At 71.1% G+C, this 17,615-nt stretch carries 18 protein-coding genes and 1 pseudogene; 9 read left to right on the forward strand and 10 right to left on the reverse strand.

The window, feature by feature from the left end; genetic code table 11:
- Nucleotides 1–4: 4 nt before the first annotated feature.
- Together FREUN1FDRAFT_RS06920 and FREUN1FDRAFT_RS06925 are read right to left on the reverse strand one after the other, a co-directional pair.
- The gene (locus FREUN1FDRAFT_RS06920) at nt 5–1,651 is read right to left on the reverse strand and encodes an FAD-dependent oxidoreductase (protein ID WP_006539267.1); all 1,647 of its coding nucleotides are present in this window, start codon (nt 1,649–1,651) and stop codon (nt 5–7) included.
- Nucleotides 1,652–1,920: 269 nt separating this feature from the next.
- Nucleotides 1,921–2,550 (reverse strand): hypothetical protein, encoded by a 630-nt coding sequence (locus tag FREUN1FDRAFT_RS06925; RefSeq protein WP_006539268.1) that lies wholly within the window; start codon nt 2,548–2,550, stop codon nt 1,921–1,923.
- A 206-nt stretch (nt 2,551–2,756) separates the two neighbouring features.
- Here FREUN1FDRAFT_RS06925 and FREUN1FDRAFT_RS41140 point away from each other — a divergent pair, with 206 nt between their 5' ends.
- The 4 genes from FREUN1FDRAFT_RS41140 to FREUN1FDRAFT_RS06945 all read left to right on the forward strand — a co-directional run bounded on the left by FREUN1FDRAFT_RS41140 (nt 2,757) and on the right by FREUN1FDRAFT_RS06945 (nt 5,258).
- Nucleotides 2,757–3,359, forward strand: coding sequence for a MerR family transcriptional regulator (locus FREUN1FDRAFT_RS41140; RefSeq protein WP_006539269.1), 603 nt, complete (start codon nt 2,757–2,759; stop codon nt 3,357–3,359).
- Between the two features lie 202 nt (nt 3,360–3,561).
- A complete protein-coding gene (locus FREUN1FDRAFT_RS06935; RefSeq protein WP_006539270.1) occupies nt 3,562–3,936 on the forward strand; it encodes a co-chaperone YbbN in 375 nt (124 codons plus the stop codon).
- 141 nt (nt 3,937–4,077) lie between these two features.
- Nucleotides 4,078–4,788 (forward strand): MBL fold metallo-hydrolase, encoded by a 711-nt coding sequence (locus FREUN1FDRAFT_RS06940; RefSeq protein WP_006539271.1) that lies wholly within the window; start codon nt 4,078–4,080, stop codon nt 4,786–4,788.
- A 134-nt stretch (nt 4,789–4,922) separates the two neighbouring features.
- Nucleotides 4,923–5,258, forward strand: a complete 336-nt coding sequence (locus tag FREUN1FDRAFT_RS06945) for a SelT/SelW/SelH family protein (RefSeq protein WP_369809774.1) — start codon at nt 4,923–4,925, stop codon at nt 5,256–5,258.
- Nucleotides 5,259–5,350: 92 nt separating this feature from the next.
- On the opposite strand, the gene FREUN1FDRAFT_RS06950 is transcribed toward FREUN1FDRAFT_RS06945, so the two are convergent.
- The 4 genes from FREUN1FDRAFT_RS06950 to modA all read right to left on the reverse strand — a co-directional run bounded on the left by FREUN1FDRAFT_RS06950 (nt 5,351) and on the right by modA (nt 9,075).
- Complete coding sequence (locus FREUN1FDRAFT_RS06950; protein ID WP_006539273.1) at nt 5,351–6,142, reverse strand: CAP domain-containing protein; 792 nt, start codon at nt 6,140–6,142, stop codon at nt 5,351–5,353.
- Between the two features lie 109 nt (nt 6,143–6,251).
- Nucleotides 6,252–7,388: an ABC transporter ATP-binding protein gene (locus FREUN1FDRAFT_RS06955; protein WP_006539274.1), complete on the reverse strand. Its 1,137-nt coding sequence runs from the start codon at nt 7,386–7,388 to the stop codon at nt 6,252–6,254.
- Nucleotides 7,385–8,206: an ABC transporter permease gene (locus tag FREUN1FDRAFT_RS06960; RefSeq protein ID WP_006539275.1), complete on the reverse strand. Its 822-nt coding sequence runs from the start codon at nt 8,204–8,206 to the stop codon at nt 7,385–7,387. Before FREUN1FDRAFT_RS06960 ends, FREUN1FDRAFT_RS06955 begins: the two co-directional genes overlap by 4 nt.
- Before the next feature lie 41 nt (nt 8,207–8,247).
- On the reverse strand, nt 8,248–9,075 hold the full coding sequence (gene modA, locus FREUN1FDRAFT_RS06965) for a molybdate ABC transporter substrate-binding protein (protein ID WP_006539276.1): 828 nt from the start codon (nt 9,073–9,075) through the stop codon (nt 8,248–8,250).
- A 105-nt stretch (nt 9,076–9,180) separates the two neighbouring features.
- Here modA and FREUN1FDRAFT_RS45950 point away from each other — a divergent pair.
- The 5 genes and pseudogenes from FREUN1FDRAFT_RS45950 to FREUN1FDRAFT_RS06985 all read left to right on the forward strand — a co-directional run.
- Nucleotides 9,181–9,306, forward strand: a pseudogene (locus tag FREUN1FDRAFT_RS45950) (pyridoxamine 5'-phosphate oxidase family protein); the annotation flags it as partial.
- A gap of 249 nt (nt 9,307–9,555) precedes the next feature.
- Nucleotides 9,556–9,747: a hypothetical protein gene (locus FREUN1FDRAFT_RS45955; protein WP_232295076.1), complete on the forward strand. Its 192-nt coding sequence runs from the start codon at nt 9,556–9,558 to the stop codon at nt 9,745–9,747.
- Between the two features lie 215 nt (nt 9,748–9,962).
- On the forward strand, nt 9,963–11,876 hold the full coding sequence (locus FREUN1FDRAFT_RS06975) for a bifunctional diguanylate cyclase/phosphodiesterase (RefSeq protein WP_006539278.1): 1,914 nt from the start codon (nt 9,963–9,965) through the stop codon (nt 11,874–11,876).
- Between the two features lie 251 nt (nt 11,877–12,127).
- Entirely contained in the window at nt 12,128–13,294 is a 1,167-nt protein-coding gene (locus FREUN1FDRAFT_RS06980) for a serine aminopeptidase domain-containing protein (protein WP_006539279.1), read from the forward strand.
- 435 nt (nt 13,295–13,729) lie between these two features.
- Complete coding sequence (locus FREUN1FDRAFT_RS06985) at nt 13,730–14,110, forward strand: hypothetical protein (protein ID WP_232295074.1); 381 nt, start codon at nt 13,730–13,732, stop codon at nt 14,108–14,110.
- Here FREUN1FDRAFT_RS06985 and FREUN1FDRAFT_RS06990 read toward each other — a convergent pair.
- From FREUN1FDRAFT_RS06990 to FREUN1FDRAFT_RS07005, 4 genes are all read right to left on the reverse strand, one after another.
- Complete coding sequence (locus FREUN1FDRAFT_RS06990) at nt 14,056–14,694, reverse strand: hypothetical protein (RefSeq protein ID WP_006539281.1); 639 nt, start codon at nt 14,692–14,694, stop codon at nt 14,056–14,058. The genes FREUN1FDRAFT_RS06985 and FREUN1FDRAFT_RS06990 overlap by 55 nt on opposite strands.
- A 209-nt stretch (nt 14,695–14,903) precedes the next feature.
- Entirely contained in the window at nt 14,904–15,728 is an 825-nt protein-coding gene (locus FREUN1FDRAFT_RS06995; protein WP_006539282.1) for a FadR/GntR family transcriptional regulator, read from the reverse strand.
- A 728-nt stretch (nt 15,729–16,456) separates the two neighbouring features.
- Nucleotides 16,457–16,996 carry a carboxymuconolactone decarboxylase family protein gene (locus tag FREUN1FDRAFT_RS07000; protein ID WP_006539283.1) on the reverse strand — a complete coding sequence of 180 codons (540 nt, stop codon included), beginning with the start codon at nt 16,994–16,996 and terminating at the stop codon, nt 16,457–16,459.
- Nucleotides 16,996–17,556 carry a peroxiredoxin gene (locus FREUN1FDRAFT_RS07005; protein ID WP_006539284.1) on the reverse strand — a complete coding sequence of 187 codons (561 nt, stop codon included), beginning with the start codon at nt 17,554–17,556 and terminating at the stop codon, nt 16,996–16,998. Before FREUN1FDRAFT_RS07005 ends, FREUN1FDRAFT_RS07000 begins: the two co-directional genes overlap by 1 nt.
- Nucleotides 17,557–17,615: the final 59 nt, after the last annotated feature.

Below are 17,615 nucleotides of genomic sequence, written 5' to 3' on the forward strand. Positions count from 1 at the left end.
CCGATCAGCGCCCGGCCAGATAACGATGCACCAGCGCGACCGCCATCGCGCCCTCACCCACGGCCGACGCGACCCGTTTGACCGACTCGGCGCGCGCGTCGCCGGCCACGAACACACCCGGCAGGCTGCTCTCGAGGTGGTACGGATCCCGGTCCGGGGCCCAGCCGGCCGGACGCCGGCCGTCGACGATGAGATCCGGCCCGGCCAGCACGAACCCGTGCTCGTCGCGGGTGACGACCCCGTCGAGCCAGTCGGTGCGGGGCGCGGCACCGATGAAGACGAACAACCAGTGGGTGTCGACCTTCTCCGTCTGGCCCGTCGAACTGTCCCGCAGCACGAGGCCTTCGAGATGGTCGGTGCCGTGCGCCGACACGACCTCGGTGCAGGTCCGGACCGTGATGTTCGCGACGGCCGCGATCTGCTCGATGAGGTAGTGCGACATCGAGGCCTCAAGCCCGGAACCCCGGACGAGCATCGTGACCGACCGGGCGTGCCGGGCGAAGTACATCGCCGCCTGCCCGGCGGAGTTCGCCCCACCCACGATGTAGACGTCCTCGCCGCTGCAGCTCGGAGCCTCCGTGAGCGCCGAACCGTAGAAGACGCCCTGGCCGGTCAGGTCGCCGAGGCCCGGGGCGTTGAGCTGGCGGTAGGAGACACCGGTCGCGAGGATGACCGCGTGGGCGTCGATCCGGCCACCGTCACCGAGCACCAGCCGCCGGGCGGGGCCGGCGGTCTCCAGGGCGACCGCGTCGGCGGTGGTCAGCAGCTCCGCGCCGAACTTGAGCGCCTGGCGGCGGGCCCGGTCGGTGAGCTGCGAACCGGAGACACCGTCGGGGAACCCCAGATAGTTCTCGATCCGGGAGCTCTGCCCGGCCTGGCCGCCGGTCGCGTGCCGTTCGACGAGGAGCGTCCGCAGACCCTCGGAGGCTCCGTACACCGCCGCGCCGAGGCCCGCCGGCCCGCCGCCGACCACGATCAGGTCGTAGAAGTCGCCGGCCGGCGCCGTCGCGAGCCCGACCTGGTTCGCGAGCTCGACGTCGCTCGGGTTGACGAGCGCGGTGCCGTCGGTGGTGATCACGCACGGGATCGAGTCGGGTTCCGCACCGGCCGCGGCCAGCAGCCGCTCGCCCTCCGGCTCGTCCGCCAGGTACCAGCGGTACGGCACGTGGTTGCGGGCCAGGAAGTCACGCACCTCGTAGGAACGGGCCGACCAGCGGTGCCCGACCACCCTGGTCTCGGCGACGGGCTGACGGTCCGCCGCCCGCCAGGCCTCGAGCAGCGCGTCCAGAACCGGGTAGAGCTTCTCCTCCGGCGGATCCCAGGGCTTGAGCAGGTAATGGTCGAGATCGATGACGTTGATCGCGTCGATCGCCGCGTTGGTGTCCGCGTAGGCGGTCAGCAGGACGCGACGGGCCGCGGGGAACAGGTCCATCGCCTGCTCCAGGAACTCGATGCCGTTCATGCCCGGCATCCGGTAGTCCGCCAGGATGACGGCCACCTCGCCCCCACGCAGCTTGATCTCGCGCAGTGCCTCCAGCGCCTGGGACCCGGACTCGGCCCGCACGATCCGCCACGACCCGCCGTAACGCCGGCGCAGGTCACGGGCGACCGCCCGCGAGACGTTCACGTCGTCGTCGACCGTCAGCAGCACAGGCCGATCCCCGCCCCGCCCGGCCGAGGCGGCATCGCCGGTGCCGGTGCCGGTGCCGGGCGCCGGATGTGCCGACGTCTCGGTGGCAGTCACCGCTGTGCCGGGGAGGCTGCTGGGTGAGCTGGCTGGCGGGCCACAGGTGGTCGACGGCGTTCGGTCACGGGCTCAGTCTAGGTTGCTCACCCGCATCAGCCGGCCGGTCCGGGGCCAACGCCCTGGAAAGGGGCGTAGTGGGTGGACGACGTGGCGCGACGCCGGTGCCAGGATGATCAATGCTCCCGGTGCTCGAGAGCCTCCTGCCGGCCCAGGAACCGGCGGATCTGATCGCTCGCGGACGCACCGGCGGGCCGGATGCCGCCCGCCCGCGCCGGGCCCTCTTCTCGGTCCCCGCCCGCGGCTCCCGACGATCGCCCGGCCTTGCCACCGCCGCCCGCCGGCGTGGAACTCGGGGGAATACCGCCGGGCAGGTGCCCGACCAGCACCGTGTCGACCGGGACGAGCGGAACGATGCCGTCGAGAATCAGCTGGCCCGGCGCGCGGTCTCCCTCCCAGGCGCCGCCGGGCCGTTGGACGAAGAGCTCCTGCCCGTACACCGCGAAGCGCAGCGACACCGGCCCCGGCCGGGCGGAGCGCGCAGGCGCACCCGTGCCCCGGCCCGCGGCGATTCCCACGTCCTGTTGTCCGGCACCGAGATCGGCACCGACTCTCAGGCGTTCCGCGGCCGCCCTTATCCGCCGTGGGCTCAGACCGGCGCGGCGCAGCGCGGCCACGGCTCTGGCCTGGGTCAGCTCGCCACGCCCCGGACGTACCAGGCCGGAGCGACGCCAGTAGGCCAGCTGGCTGGGCGTGACGTGGCCGGTGTCGGAGGATTCCGGAGCAGGCCTGGCCGTTCGGCGCATCCTGTCCGTCACCCGGCGAATGTAACCGCCGGGGTCATATCAGGCTCGTCCGAGGTGCTGCCACGCTTCCCGCGCCGGCGACAGCGGGGCAAAGTGGCGCCGGTACTGGTCCGGGCGGACGGTCGGCTCCGAATCAGGCTGGCCTTGACGCCGACGTGAACGTCTAGCGTCGACGATGACGCGGCACGACGGCGAAGGAGACACGGATGCGCATCGGTGAGTTGGCACGGCTCGCCGGCACCAGTCCTCGGGCACTGCGGTACTACGAGGAACACGGGCTGCTCCCAGCCAGGCGGATGTCCAACGGCTACCGGGACTACGACGCCGCGGACCTCCGCGCGGTCGAGGAGATCAGGGCCCGGGTCGCCGAGGGCTTCGCGCTCGCCGAGACGCGCCCCTTCGTCGAATGCCTCCGGGCCGGGCACGGGAGCGGTGACGCCTGCCCGGATTCCATCGACGGCTACCGACGCCGGATCGCCGAGATCGACGACGAGGTGGCTCGCCTTCTCCAGGCGCGGGAGCGGCTCGCCGCACGACTGGAGTCGGCTCACCGCGCCGGCGGGGCACCACCGGCTCCGATGTCCGCCGAAGCAAGCATTCCCGGCCCCTGGCGGGATTTCCGAGGTCTCGATGCCTCCGCCGAGCGGCCGGGGTGCGCGCTGTTCCCGCCTGGCGCGCAGCGCGACAACGGGCCGCCCGGTCACCCATCGGATCGGCCGGAGACCACGGGCGGCCCGCTTTGGATGGACGAGGTGCACGCGGTCATCAACGCCCGCCGCCGCGCAGCGCCAGAAATTCGCCCTCAATAGGAACAAACAGGGCGCGGAGCCATCTGGCAATCGGCAAGAAGTGAGGATTTCGGTTGCTACAGCAGCTAAATCCTCCACTTCTTGCTTGGAAGCAGCGGGCAGCGGGCAGCGGGCGGCGGAAGTTCGAGGCTCGGGATTCCGCAACGGGCTCCATGAACGCCGAATTCCCATGACGACACCGACGCGAGGGAGTTTTCAGCTCATGAACACATCTGACGTCCTGGGCCGCCCGGATCTGGTGGAGGACGACGCCGAGGCCGCGGTGCGGCACGCGGACGATGAGACGTTCGGCCAGATCGTGCTGGGTTCCCCGGTGCCCGTTCTCGTCGACTTCCACGCGGACTGGTGCCCGCCGTGCCGGCTGATGCGGCCGATCCTCGGGCAGATCGCGGCCGAGCTGGCGGGGCGCCTGCGAGTGGTCGAGGTGGATGTCGACGCCAGCCCGAAAACGGCCTTGGCCTACGGCGTGCTGGCGATGCCGACCATGGTCGTGGTCCGGGACGGCGTCCAGATGGCGACCATGGTGGGAGCGCGCAGCCGACGGCGCCTGCTGGAGGACCTCGCCCCGCACCTGTAGGGCATGTGGGTTCGTGGCGACCCCGCCGGCGAGGTACCCGCGGCAGGGCGTGCCCGGGCCGCGAGGCGTGACCACCAGCAATCTGGCGCTCTCATGCAACGGTTCTGGAGCGTTGGGGCGGTGGCTCCGTAGGCTCGCGGTGTGAGCGAGCGCCTGTACTTCCGTCAGCTTCTGTCCGGTCGTGACTTCGCGGTGGGGGATCCCGCCGCGACGCAGATGGTCAACTTCGTCTACCTCATCGGTGATCGGGAGACCCGCGAAGCTGTCGTCGTCGACCCGGCCTACCGGGTCGGGGACCTGCTCGACATCCTCGCCGCCGACGACATGCGGCTGACCGGGGCGCTGGTGACGCATCACCACGCCGACCACGTGGGTGGCACGGCCTTCGGCATCGAGCTGGAGGGCATCCGTGAGCTGCTCGAACGCACCTCGGTGCCGATCCACCTGCAGCGGGACGAGGCGGAGTGGGTGCGCCGGGGGACCGGTGTGGGCCAGGCGGAGCTCGTCGAGCACTCCGACGACGACGTCGTCACCGTCGGCGCGGTCGACATCCGGCTGCTGCACACTCCGGGGCACACTCCGGGGAGCCAGTGCTTCCTGGTCGACGGGCGCCTCGTCGCGGGGGACACGCTGTTCCTCGAAGGATGCGGGCGGATGGACTTCCCCGGTGGCGACGCCGCCGCGATGTACGACAGCCTGCGCCGGCTCGGTGCCCTGGCGGACGACGTGACCGTCTACCCGGGCCACCGGTACTCGGCGGAGTCCTCCGCCGAGCTGAGCGTCGTGCGCAAGATGAACTACGTCTTCCGGCCGACGAGTTCGAAGCAGTGGCTCGCGATGCTCGGTGCCTGACGGCCGGGGCCTGGATGCCCGATGCCTGGACGGCCCGGCCTGGACCAGTTGACGTCGCGGCTGTGAGGCCGGACCTTGGGGCTGGCGGGCGTGACGGGGCTGGTGCGGGTGACGCGGCTGTTGGGGTGATGGAGATGGTGGCAGTGGGTGCTGCATCCGAGCCGGCGGCTGGGGTCGGCTCCGACGAGCTGGGTGGTCCGGGCCGGCCCTGCGTGGAGATCGAGTACTGCACCCGCTGCCGATGGCTTCCACGCGCCGCGTGGCTGGCCCAGGAGCTGCTCACGACCTTCGAAACCGATCTCGGCTCGGTCGCGCTCGTGCCGGGTAGTGGCGGCGTGTTCACCGTCCGGCTCGATGGTGAGGTGCTGTGGGACCGGCGTGAGCAGGGCTTTCCCGAACCGTCCGCGGTCAAGCGCGCCCTGCGTGACAGGGTCGCGCCGGGGCGCCCGCTGGGGCACGTCGAGCACTGACCGCGGCGGTCACATCGGGCCTTGCGACCAGTGCCGACGTCTCCCGTCGTCGGGTGCCCCCTGTTTCGACATGTTCGTCGATCCGGGCCCGGTCAGCGTGTTCCGAACACCTGCGTCCAGTAGTAGCGGTAGGAGCCGCCTTCGGCGTAGCCGACGCCGATGTGGGTGTAGGCGCAGTTGAGGATGTTGGCGCGGTGACCCGAGCTGCCCATCCACATCTGGATGGTGGCTGCCGGGGTTGCCGAACCGGCCGCGATGTTCTCGCCGACGTAGGTGGACGGGAAGCCGGCAGCCCGGGCCCGGTCGCCCGCCGAGGTGCCGTCGAGGCCGGAGTGGCTGAAGTAGTTGTTCGCGGCCATGTCCGCGGAGTGGGCCTGGGCCGCGGCGGACAGGCTGGCGTCGACGGCGAGCGGTCCGCATCCGGCCGCCTGCCGCTCGACGTTGGTCAGCCGGACGACCTCGTCCTGCCGGGTGCCCGCCGCCGGGGCCGGTGCCGGTGCCGTGGATGGTGCCGGGACCGGTCGCGGCGATGGGCTCGGCGGGGTCGTCGCGGGCCTGGTGGTCGTGGGCGGCGGTACCGGTGCTGGGACCTGCGCCTGGGTGGTCGCCGGCGCCGGGATCGGTCCGGCGGGGGCGGTGGATGTGGCCGGAGCCGAGGCTGTCGGTGTCGCCGCGGCCGCGGTCGTGGTTGGCGCTGTCGGTGTGGCCGGTGCAGGCCCGGCCGGCGTCGCCGTGGCGGGTGAGGCGCTCGGCGTCGCTGTGGCTGTCGTCGGCCGGCCGCCGTTGTCGGCCAGGTCGATCGGATCGGTACGGCAGGATGAGACGGCCGCGACAAGGGCGGCGGCGACTGCTGCGCTGGCGACGGTCTTACGAACCGGGGCCATTGGAGACTCCTTTGGCGATCTCCCCCCTCGCAACGCCTCGAACTGTAGCGAACCGGACAAACGCCTGCCGCGTCGGGTGGCCGCTTCCAGGCCGGGCTGGTCCGGGGTTCTACAGCCCGGGCTTGGTCTGGCTGTAGACCTCGACGTGCTTGCGGTCGATCGTGAGCCACACGGTCGTGCCGCGGACGAGCCGCAGCTCCGCCAGCCGCCGGGCCGGAATCTCGGCACGCACCACGGGTGCGGTGGAGATCTGCACCCGTACCTGGTCGCCCAGCTGCTCCACGGACGTCACCGGTCCGGTGAGGACCAGGACGCCTTCCGCGCGCAGGGGCTCCTCGATGTGCACACCGACATCCGACGGGCGCAGCGCGACGAGGACCTTCCCGGCCGGCGCGTCGGAAGGCCCCAGGAGCGTGACCGGCGCTCCACTGCCACCGCCTTCGCCACCGCCACCACTGCCTGTGTCGAGGGTGACCACGCCGCCCGAGCTGGTGCCGGGGAACAGGTTCAGCCCGGCCAGCCGTGCGACGTACGGCGTGTGCGGGCGAGTGATCACCTCGACCGGGGTGCCGCGCTGCACCACCCGGCCGCGTTCGAGCACGGCGACGTCGTCGGCCAGGGTCAACGCGTCCACCGGGTCGTGGGTGACCAGGACGACGGGGACGTCCAGGGTGGGCAGCAGCGCCCGGATCTCGGCGCGGACCTCCAGGCGGGTGCCCGCGTCAAGCGCCGCGAGCGGTTCGTCCAGCAGGAGGAGGCCCGGGTCGGGGGCCAGTGCGCGCGCGAGCGCGACCCGTTGCGCCTGCCCGCCGGACAGCGCGTTCGGGCGCAGGTGCGCGACCTCCGTGAGGCCGAGCCGAGCGAGCCACTGCCGGGCGGCGGCGCGGGCCGCCCCCCGGCGGACCCGATGACGTACCCGCGGTCCGAACGCGACGTTGTCGATGGCGTTCAGATGCGGGAAGAGCAGATAGTCCTGGAAGACGTACCCGGTTCCGCGGTGCTCGGGCGAGACGAAGTGCCGGTTCTCGGGCTGGTCGAGGACGACTCCGTTCAGCACGATCTGCCCGGACCGCAGCGGAACGAGCCCGGCGAGGGCGCGCAGCAGGGTGCTCTTGCCGGCGCCGTTGGGACCGAGGACGGCGAGGGTGCGCCCCGGCTGGACGGCCAGCTCGGCGTCGAGGTCCAGCGTGCCCAGCTCGATGCCGATGCGGGCGACGAGGCCGGTCCCGTCGGATTTTATGATCACACGATCCCCTGGGCCTGTCGGCTGTTCCACCAGCGGCCGCGCAGGGCGACGAGCACGACGATGCTGACGCTCAGCAGCACGAGGGACAACGCGATGGCCTTCTCCGGATCTACCTCCATGGCCAGGTAGACGGCGAGTGGCATGGTCTGGGTGGTCTTCGGGAAGTTGCCGGCGAACGTGATCGTCGCGCCGAACTCGCCGAGCGCCCGGGCCCAGCACAGAACGGCACCAGCCCCGATCGCGGGAAGGATCATGGGCAGGGTCACGCGGCGGAAGGTCGTCACCCGGCTGGCGCCCAGCGTCGCCGCGGCCTCCTCGAAGCGCTGGTCGGCGGCGCTCAGCGCGCCCTCGACCGACAGGACGAGGAAAGGCATGGCGACGAAGATCTGCGCGAGGATCACCGCGTCGGTGGTGAACGGGATGGTGAGCCCGAACCAGTTGTCGAGGTGGCGGCCGACGATGCCACGCCGCCCCAGCACGAGCAACAACGAGACACCGCCCACGACGGGCGGGAGGACCAGCGGAATGGTCACCAGTGCGTGGATCAGGTCTCGCCCCGGGAAGGACGCGCGGGACAGCGCCCACGCGAGCGGGACGCCGAACACCATGCAGATGGCCGTGGCGATGGTGGCTGTCCGCACCGAGAGCCACAGCGCATGCCGGGTCGACGGGTCGGTGAGCAGATCGGGCAGTGACTCCCACGGCGCCCTGATGATCAGGGCGAGCAGCGGGAACAGCAGAAAGACGGTGGCGAGCGCCGCCGGCACGGCGAGCGGCCAGGGAGCGCGGACCCGTGCCTCGCGGCGTGCGCGGGTCACAGGCCGCGTGCGGGCTGCTCGCCGTGCCGGGCGGCGGGTGGTCACTTCGCCGGGCCGAAGCCGGCTTCGGTGAGCACCTTGGTGCCGTCGGCGGACAGGACGTAGTCAACGAAGGCCTTCGCGGTCTCCGCGTCCTTCGACTCCTTCAGCGCCACGATCGGGTAGCTGGTCTTCGCGTTGACGTCGGCCGGGATCTCGACGCCGATGACCTTCTTCGGGTCGGCCGAGGCGACATCGGTCCGGTAGACGAGGCCGGCGTCGACCTCACCGAGGCTGACGGAGGTCAGGACGGCCTTCACGTCGGCGCCGTAGGTCACCGGGGTGACCTTTTCGCCGGCCTTGTCGAGAACCGTGGTGGCGGCCACGCCGCACGGTACCTGCGCCTCGCACAGCGCGACCTTCACGCCGGCCTCGTCGAGGTCACCGATCTCGTCGATCTTGGCCGGGTTGTCCGCCGGCACCGCGATCTCGAGCGAGTTCGTGGCGAAGGTCGTCGGACCGGTGGCGTTGCCCGCGTCGACGACCTCGGTCATGTTCTTCGCGCTCGCGGAGGCGAACACGTCCGCCGGCGCGCCCGAGTTGATCTGCTGCGCCAGGGCCGAGCTGGCGGCGAAGGAGAACGTGACGGTCGTGCCGGGGTGGGCCGCCTCGAACTGCTTGCCCAGCGTGGTGAACGTCTCGGTCAGCGAGGCCGCGGCGAGAACGGTGATCTTGTGAGGCTCCGCCGACGCGGTGGCGCTGGCGGAGGGAGCGGCGGTGGCCGTGTCGTCATCGGACCCGCAGCCCGCCGCGAGGAGCGCGAGGGCGGGGACCAGGACGAGGGGAACGGCGAGGCGAGAGACACGGGCTTTGCGCCCTGTACGGATCATCGACACGGATGCACGATACAGCCGCAATCGCGGAATCTGTCTGCTTCTTCAGTCCGCGTTTACGGATCGGTAACCGCCTGCCTGTGCGCATGGGAGGCTGGCTCCATGACGGTTGATCTCAGCGGGCGCGGTGCGGCCTTCCTCGAGTTCTGGCGGGAGCGGCATCTGTGCAGCCTGACCACGGTGCGTCCCGACGGTACGGCCCACGTCGTACCGGTCGGTGTGACGCTGGAGCCGGCGGCCGGCCTGGCCAGGGTGATCACATTTCGGCGTTCACGCAAGGTTGCACTGATAATGGGTCGTGATGGGGTCACGGTGGGTGAGCGTTTCGCCGAGGCGGGGTCGGCTGCGGTGTCATTCGGCGACGAAACCGACCCCTTTGATGGTGAATTGTCCAAAATTGAAGTGCGTGCTGGCGCTATTGCCGCCTCGGAGCATGCGTCGGGTCGGGTTGCGTCACGGCCGGGATCGGCGCCGGGCGTGCCCGTGGCGGTGTGTCAGATCGACGGGCCTCGGTGGTCGACCCTCGAAGGGCTGGCGGTCGTCCGGGACGACCCGGCCGCGGTCGCCGAGGCGGTGCGTCGTTACGCCGAGCGGTACCGAACCCCGCGGGTGAACCCGGAACGCGTCGTCCTGGAGATCTCGATAACCCGGGTTCTCGGCACGCTCTGACCAGGAGTTTCGACGTTCTATCCCTGGAGAAACCGTGATGCGGATCACGGCATCTGTTACGGGCGGGTTACGCGCGGAGTGGCCTGGTGGCGATCACTGATGACTCGAACCAGCGGGTGGATCGCGGCGATGGCCGACACGGCGCGGTGACCGACAGACCGGGCTGTTGCGGACATTAGACTTCGCACTCCGGGCGGCGCGGTACGGGAGGTGCGGTGATCGCTGGGGTTGCGGGCCTGGCCGCGGCTGCGTCATCGGTCGGGATGCTGATCGTCACCGCCGACGGCCGGGTGGCGTGGGTCAACGACGCGCTCGTCGAGCTGGTCACCGGTACGCGTGACCCGGACTCGCCGTTCGAGTCCCGCCTCGCGGTCGCCGAAGCCGGGCTGCCGCTCACCGGGCTGCACCCAGGTGCCCCACCGGTGGTCCTCGACTGGATCGCGGTCGACGGAACGTCGCATCTGCTGCGGATCACCTGCCGTGACATGAGCGCGGGCCAGCCCTCGGAGCTGCTGCTCTTCGAGATCGTGGATCTGGCGGACGAGGCGGTGGCGAGCAGCCTCGGCCTGCTGCCCGGATCTGTCGGCGCGGCCGTCGACGCCACGCCGGTTGTTCCGACGCGGGATCCGGATGATCCGGCGGAAGGCACCGACCTGCCGGGCGGCGCCGCGGCGCCGGGCGGTGCAGGCGGGCTGGGCGGTGCAGGCGGGCTGAGCGACGGAGCCGGGTCGTCCGGTGATGTGGTGTTGCCCGGTGAAGACGCGGTGGTGCCGTCGGACGGACCCGCGCCGGATGGCGGAGCGGTTGCCGAGGTCGGGGCAGCGGCGGCGGCCGGGGTGTCCACCGATCCGCTGACCGGGCTGCTCACCCGGTACGCGATGGCGGAGGACCTGGAGATCCGGACGACAGGCGTCCAGACAGCGGTGGGCTCGCTGCTTCTGCTTGACGTCGATCATCTTGCCGATGTCAACGATCTGCAGGGCTACTCGGTGGGCGACGCTGTGCTCCGGGCCGTGGCCGGCCTGCTGCGGGAGGAACTGCCGGCGGACACCGTGCTCGGGCGCCTCGGTGGGGACGAGTTCGCCGTCCTCCTGCGCGAGGGCGGGGGAGACGAGGGCCTCGCGATCGCCGAACGTCTGTGCGCCGCGGTCGCCGCCCGCACCGCCGCGGCCGAGGAGGTCGCGGTGCAGGCCACCGTCAGCATCGGCGTGGTCCCGCTGGAGCTTGCGGCCGGCAGCGAGGCCGCCTTCGCCTGGGCGGACCTCGCGCTGCGGGAGGCCAAGCGGGTGGGGCGCAACCGGGCCCGGCTGTTCACCCGTGAGCAGTACGACGAGGCGGCGTTGCGGGTCACGGTGACCAGCAGGGTGGCGGCGGCGCTCGACAACGGCCAGATGTCGCTGGACGTCCTGCCCGTCGTCGACCTCGCGAGCCGCGAGGTGATCGGCTTCGAGCTGCTCTCCCGGCTGCGGGACGGGATCTGGCCCGAGCTGGGCCCGCGCGGCTTCCTGGCTGCCGCCGAGCACACCGACCTCGGTCTGCACCTCGATCGCTGGGTCGTGCTGCGCGCCGTGAACGCACTGCTCAGCGGACTGTCCGGGCGGCTCTACGTGAACCTCGCGGCCCGCTCACTGCGGGATCCGGCCTTCGGCGACTTCGTCCTCTCGACCTTGCGGGATGGTCGTGTCGACCCCTCCCGCCTGGGCCTGGAGATCTCAGAGAGTGCCGCGGTGGCGAATCCGGACGCCGCGCGGCGCCTCGCCGAGCAGCTCGGCGCGGCCGGCTGCGCCGTCCTGCTCGACGACTTCGGGATGACCACCGGGGCGGTGACGGCGCTGCGGAACCTTCCGCTGTGGGCGGTGAAGATCGATACGGGGCTTGTTCGCACCATCGACACCAGTCCGCGTGATCGGGCCCTGGTCGAGGCGGTCGTTCAGATCGCACGGTCGGCAGGAATGATCGTGATCGCCGAGGGCGTCGATCGTGCCACGCTGCCGCCGACGCTGCTCGACATCGGTGTCGGGATTGCGCAGGGTTATCACGTCGGACGTCCACGGCGCCTGACCGAGCTGCTCGGTGGTCCGGACGGGGATGACGTCACGACGGTGATGAGCCTGGGTGGCCGTCGCTGACCAGGCCACCACGGCCTCGCGGGACCGTTCGCGGCCGCTTCGAACCGCTCTGGAACATGCACGGGTTTCGCTGATCCGGTCGCTCCGGAGTGGTCGCTGTGCGTAGTGTCAGAGCTGTGGTTGGGGCGTCGGGGTCGGCGCCGTCGCGGCGCGCCCGGCTGGGCTCCCGGGCGTTTTCCGCGCGTGGGGGTCGCCCGTTCCGATGGCCGCCCTCGACGGGGTCGCTCTGGTCAGGGGCAGCGGCAGCCGCGGTGCTGGGGGGAACACTGCTGGCCACCTTCGGGCCGCCGCCCGCCGGTGACAGCGCGCCGGAGGGCCATCCTCCGCCGGCTGCCGCGGCGGCTGTGCCGTCGCGACCCGACCAGGTGCCGCCCGACGAGGCGCCGCCCCCCGACCAACCAGGGCCGTATGCGGTGGGCTACCAGACCCTGATCGTGCCGAACCCCGACCGCCCCGACCGCACCCTGACGACGTCGGTCTGGTATCCGACCTGGAAGGGGCCGACGCGTGCCGGTGAAAGGCCGCAGGACGGCGCCGCACGCTACCCGGTGGCGTCCGACATCGCGGTGCCGTCGCGAGTCGCCCAGCAGGGGAGGTCGATCGCGCCCGGCCGTTTCCCGCTGGTGGTGATCTCGCACGGCAGCGCGGGCAGCCGGGTGCAGCTCGCCTATCTCGCCGAGGCGCTGGCGACGCACGGCTTTGTCGTGGCCGCGCCGGACCATCCGGGCGACACCATGATCGAGGCTGCCGAGGGTCGGCAGGCACCACTGGTGGAGCTGGCCAGCGACCGGCTGGTGGATGTCTCGAACGTCATCAGCGCGTTCACCGATGACGACTGCCCGCTCTCCAGCATCGTCCGGGCCGATGAGATCGGGGTGGTCGGCTTCTCCTTCGGTGGTCTGACCTCGGTCGTCTCCACGGTCGGATTCCTGCGCGCCCCGGCCGACCCTCGGGTGCGGGCCGTCGTCGGCATCGCCCCGGCCACCGAGGTCGTCCCGGCGCGGCTGCTCGGCCGTGTTCGGGTACCGGCCCTGCTGATCGGCGGTCGCCTGGACGGTGCGGTTCCGTTTGAGCGCAACGCGAGACGTGCGTTCGACGAGCTCACCGGCGCGCGCCCGCGCTACCTGGTCACGGTGGCGGGCGGGACGCACAACTCGTTCACCGAGATCTGCGCGCAGGCCGCGGCGGCCCGCGGGCACGACGTCGAGGACGGAGTGCGCGTTCGGCTGGAGGTGACGGAGGAGCTGACCTGCCGACCACCAGCCATCGACATCGACCGTGCGCAAGGCCTGGCTACCTACTACACGGTGGCTTTCCTCGAGAGCCGGCTGGCCGGCGTGCCGGGCTACGACAGCTATCTCACCGTGGCGGCGGCGGCAGAACGCCACCCCGAAGGCGAGCTCCGCGTGGCGAGCTGAGCCCGGCAGGAAACGTCTGTGGTCTGATCAGCCGCTACGCTGCCGTTCACCTGCGATGACGCGTCGAGTGACGGCGATGCCACCGTCGTGGACGGCCAATCAGATGACCGCCCCCGATCACGGCGGCTACGGTTGCCCGACCGGCCGGTGCCGACTCTCCCGGCGGCTGGCCGGCCGTCGCCGGTGTGGCGGGCAGCGTCCAGCGGTACGGCGATGTGACCCGCGAGGAGGTCGACCAGCATGTCCGCTCGCCAGATCCGGCGGTTTCACCTGGAGCGAGAGGTAGATGTGTCCGGAGTCTCGGGCACCGGGGCGGTGGCATACGGAGTGCAGGCTCCGGACGGTACCTGCGTGTTGTGGTGGAACTCCGACCACGGGTCCGTCGCCATCTACCCGTCGATGCAATCACTTTTGGCGATACACGGCCACGGAGGGATGACCAACGCCGTGTACATCGACGGCCCGGAGGCGGCCGGCCGGGCCGCTGCCCTCGCGCCACCCGAGCCCGGTGCGACCGAACTGACCGACGCGGTCGGCGCGACCGGCGCGACCGCGCATGACGCGCCCAGGTCGTCGGTGGGTGCGCCGCGTGCCAGGCGGGTACCCGCAGCCGCCAGGGTCGGCGGCGGGCGGGGCGCGGTGGCACGCGGCGCCGGCCGGAACGGGCGTGGGCGCATCGCCAAGCCCTCCTGGGGAGCAACCGCCGGCCTGATCATCGGGCGGGCGGCCACGCGGGGTGGTGCCGCCCGGGCCCTGCCTGTTCAGGCCAGCGGGCGGAAGCACGGCGCGGTCGGGCCATCCGGGTCGATGGTGTAGAGGGCAAGCGTGCCGGCCATGTCCTGAGGGTCGACTCCGATCATTCGCATGTCATCGGCGAGGCTGGCCATCACGCCGAGGGCATGGCGCAGCATGACGGCGGCCATGCCGCGCGGGCTGTCGACCTGGGCGCGGAACTCGACCGCGGAACCGGCGTCGGACGTCAGCGCCGCCAGCGTGCCCAACCTGATTCGATCGGTCAACGTCTCCCAGACCCGCTCCGACTCCGGAGCCTCCGGGCTACGCCATACCTGGCGATAGGTCATCGCGGCGACCACCGCGGCCGGGGGGCGCCCCGTCCGCAGGTGGATCGTGACCGTCCACATCGCCAGCAGCCAGGACAGTGCTGTCATCGTGCGATGGGGGTCATCCTCCACTCGTTCGACGAGCTGTTGCTCGGCGGCAAATCTGGTCTGAACTGACAGCCATGCCACGACGAGTCGCTCTATGTCGACGACGTCGATCATGGGTAGTTCACGGGGATGGGGACGGGCGAGCGCGGCGGCCCGCCGTGAGCTGGTATCTACCAGGGCCAACGCCCCCGCGTCCGGGAGAGTCTGCCAGGCAAGTCCCGACAGCGGCATGGCGCACACGCTAACCCGGCGCGGGAGCTTTAACCATCAGGGTTGATGAAAGCTTGTTGTCAGTTACGTTTCCCGCCCTACCCGTCTGTGCCGGTCGGTCGGTTTTTCTGCCGGTTCTGTCACCTTTGCTTCCCGATCGGTGACAGGCGATGCCTGGCGGCGCGCCCAGAGTGCCCGGTCAGGGACACAGCGGGGCCGCCGCCGCATCGTCACTCGCCCAGAAGGTCTAGGACGATGGTGGGGGGCTGGGTGGGTGTGGTCGTGATGTGGGTGCGCCAGTGGGTTTCGGCGGCGTCGGGGTCGTGGTGCGCGATGAGGTCGAGCAGGTGGGTGTGGTCGTGGTGGTTGTGAGGCGTGGGGTGCGGGGGTGGTGTGTGGGTGTCGAGGATGTGGCGGAGCATTCCGGCGATCATGGTGAGGGTCTGGTTGCCGGCGTGCTCGAGGAGCTGGTGGTGGAAGTGGGCGGGGTCGGGGTGAGTGAGGGCTGTGTGCAGGGCCGTGAGCGTGGCGTCGGTGTGGTGGGTCGCAAGCAGGCGGACGGCCGCGGGTTCGAGCAGGGTGTGGGCGGTGTGGACGTCAGCGAGAGTGGTGTGGCGGTGTTCGAGGACGAGGCCCGCGTAGCGTGCGGCGACCTGGCCGTCGGGGGTGTGGACGCGGGCACCGCCGTGGGCGCCGCGGCGGACGGAGATGAGCGCTTCGGATTCGAGGACGCGGAACGCCTCGCGCAGGGTGGGGCGGGAGACGCCGAACTGCTCCATGAGGACGGCTTCGGGGGGCAGCGCGTCGCCTTCGACGAGTTCGCCGCGGACGATCTGTCGGCGGAGCTGGGCTGCGACGAGCTCGGCGGTCTTGGGCACCCGCACCTGCTGCCCGACCTTGTTCTCGGGCAGCGGGCCGATGCGCGGTGGGCCCGCCGACCCGGCGCCTGTTCCGTCGGCTGCCCCCGCTGCGGCGGATTCGCTGCCGCGCCGGGGTACGCGCAGCGCATGCCCTCCGCGCACTGCACTGATGTTGGCCGTATTCAGTAACGCCATGACGGTGCTCCCCCAGTTCCTCATGCCGCCGGCATCCGCGGGTTGACGCGGCCGGCCGCATTGGCGGTGTCCATGTCCACGCTCGTCGTTGAGCAACGGCCGCGCCGGAGGTTCTGGCACGCCCGCGATGACGTCCGCTTGCCTGGCGGACACCACCGTGGGCGCCGAGCGATCGAAACCCGACGACGACTACAAGGCCCTGACTACAAGGCGTGCTTGTGAAGTTGCATTGTGGCATCAGATGGACTGGGTTGGTTGGGCTGGGGAGAATCAGACCACGGTGTAAACCACAAATGGCTTGGCGTAATACGGCCGCGTCGTTACTCAAAGTGGCGAGATCGTAGTGGTCGCCGCCGGGCTCCCGGTGCGTTCCCGGGAGAGCGCTCGGCCCCGGATCCACATGCCGACCGGCATTCATCGGCTGTGGGCGTCCGATGGCCGAGCGGCGTCGGTGACGTCTCCGCCGAAGCCACGCAATCACACAGGGTCGCGCTGCGTGGCTGCCCGGATCGCAGAACGATTTCGGTAGCCACTCCGCTCTCGGCGCGTCGCGGCACACACGGTGTCTCCGTCGCCGGCGTGTCGCGCCCGGGTTGTGGCCGTTGGTGTGCCGCGGAACGCGAACGGGCCCGGCATCGCGGTCGGTGCCACCGCGATGCCGAGCTTCATGCGAACCTGCAAGGCCTGCTGCGCCGGCCGTTCTTTCCGGGTGGGTCGCTGGGCCTGTGTCAGGTCGCCGCGGCGACCTGTTCGTGTGCCTCGAGGGTCACCGCCGCGGCGTGGACGACCGAGGCCACCCGGATCGCGTCCTGGATGACCTCCCGGGAGACGTCCCGCTTACGTAGCTCCTGCTCGTGAGCGGTGAGGCACATACCGCAGCCGTTCACGGCCGAGACGGCCAGCGACCAGAGCTCGAAGTCGACCTTGTCGACGCCCGGGTTGGCGATGGCGTTCATCCGCAGACCGGCCCGCAGCCTGGAGTACTCCTTGTCCTCCAGCAGATGCATCGTCCGGTAGTAGATGTTGTTCATGGCCATGAGTGCCGCGGCGGTGCGGGCGGCGGTCGCGGCCTCGGGGGTGAGGAACGCCCGGGCCTCGGCCTCCAGCTCCGCCAGCGCGGTGCGGCCGCGGCTGGCGATCGCGGAGGCCAGTACCGTTCCCCACAGCTGCTGGGGGCTCAGGTTGGACTGCGACGTCACCGAACCGAGGTTGAGCCGGATGTCCTTGGCGTAGTCGGGAAGCAGCTCCCGAAGGCGAGCCACCCCCATCAGGCCGCGACCTCCGCGGGGGCCTTGCCACCGCCGAGCGTGGCCTCGCCCTTCTGCCAGTTGCACGGGCACAGCTCGTCGGTCTGCAGGGCGTCGAGCACGCGCAGCACCTCGGCCGGATTGCGGCCGACGCTGCCCGCGGTGACCATCACGAACTGGACGACGCCGTCCGGGTCGATGATGAAGGTCGCCCGCTGTGCCACACCGTCGTCCCCGAGCACGCCGCAGGCCTGGGTCAGCTCGCGCTTGATGTCCGACAGCATCGGGAACGGCAGCTCGCGCAGGTCCTCGTGGCTCTGCCGCCAGGCGAGGTGGACGTACTCGTTGTCCGTCGACACGCCGAGGACCTGTGCGTCACGGTCGGCGAACTCGCTGTTGAGCCGGCCGAACGCGGCGATCTCGGTCGGGCAGACGAAGGTGAAGTCCTTCGGCCAGAAGAACACGACGCGCCACTGGCCCGGACGGCTGCTGGAGGTCTCCTGCACGAACGCCGTGTCCGGGTTCAGGGAGACGACCCCGGTCAGGTCGTAGGCGGGGAAGACGTCGCCGACGGTCAGCATTCGAACGATCTCCTGTCTCTGGTACCCCGGGGTGGGGCGACGGGCTCCACTCTTGCGAC

The sequence above is a fragment of the Parafrankia sp. EUN1f genome (genome assembly GCF_000177675.1).
In the GTDB taxonomy this organism is placed as follows: Bacteria; Actinomycetota; Actinomycetes; order Frankiales; family Frankiaceae; genus Parafrankia.

Excerpts from the sequence above, each read along its gene's own strand:
- FREUN1FDRAFT_RS06925 (WP_006539268.1), bottom strand. The coding sequence starts at position 2,550 with ATGCGCCGAACGGCCAGGCCTGCTCCGGAATCCTCCGACACCGGCCAC.
- FREUN1FDRAFT_RS41140 (WP_006539269.1), top strand. The coding sequence starts at position 2,757 with ATGCGCATCGGTGAGTTGGCACGGCTCGCCGGCACCAGTCCTCGGGCA.
- FREUN1FDRAFT_RS06935 (WP_006539270.1), top strand. The coding sequence starts at position 3,562 with ATGAACACATCTGACGTCCTGGGCCGCCCGGATCTGGTGGAGGACGAC.
- FREUN1FDRAFT_RS06945 (WP_369809774.1), top strand. The coding sequence starts at position 4,923 with ATGGTGGCAGTGGGTGCTGCATCCGAGCCGGCGGCTGGGGTCGGCTCC.
- FREUN1FDRAFT_RS06950 (WP_006539273.1), bottom strand. The coding sequence starts at position 6,142 with ATGGCCCCGGTTCGTAAGACCGTCGCCAGCGCAGCAGTCGCCGCCGCC.
- modA (WP_006539276.1), bottom strand. The coding sequence starts at position 9,075 with ATGATCCGTACAGGGCGCAAAGCCCGTGTCTCTCGCCTCGCCGTTCCC.
- FREUN1FDRAFT_RS06985 (WP_232295074.1), top strand. The coding sequence starts at position 13,730 with ATGACCAACGCCGTGTACATCGACGGCCCGGAGGCGGCCGGCCGGGCC.
- FREUN1FDRAFT_RS06990 (WP_006539281.1), bottom strand. The coding sequence starts at position 14,694 with ATGCCGCTGTCGGGACTTGCCTGGCAGACTCTCCCGGACGCGGGGGCG.
- FREUN1FDRAFT_RS06995 (WP_006539282.1), bottom strand. The coding sequence starts at position 15,728 with ATGGCGTTACTGAATACGGCCAACATCAGTGCAGTGCGCGGAGGGCAT.
- FREUN1FDRAFT_RS07000 (WP_006539283.1), bottom strand. The coding sequence starts at position 16,996 with ATGGGGGTGGCTCGCCTTCGGGAGCTGCTTCCCGACTACGCCAAGGAC.
- FREUN1FDRAFT_RS07005 (WP_006539284.1), bottom strand. The coding sequence starts at position 17,556 with ATGCTGACCGTCGGCGACGTCTTCCCCGCCTACGACCTGACCGGGGTC.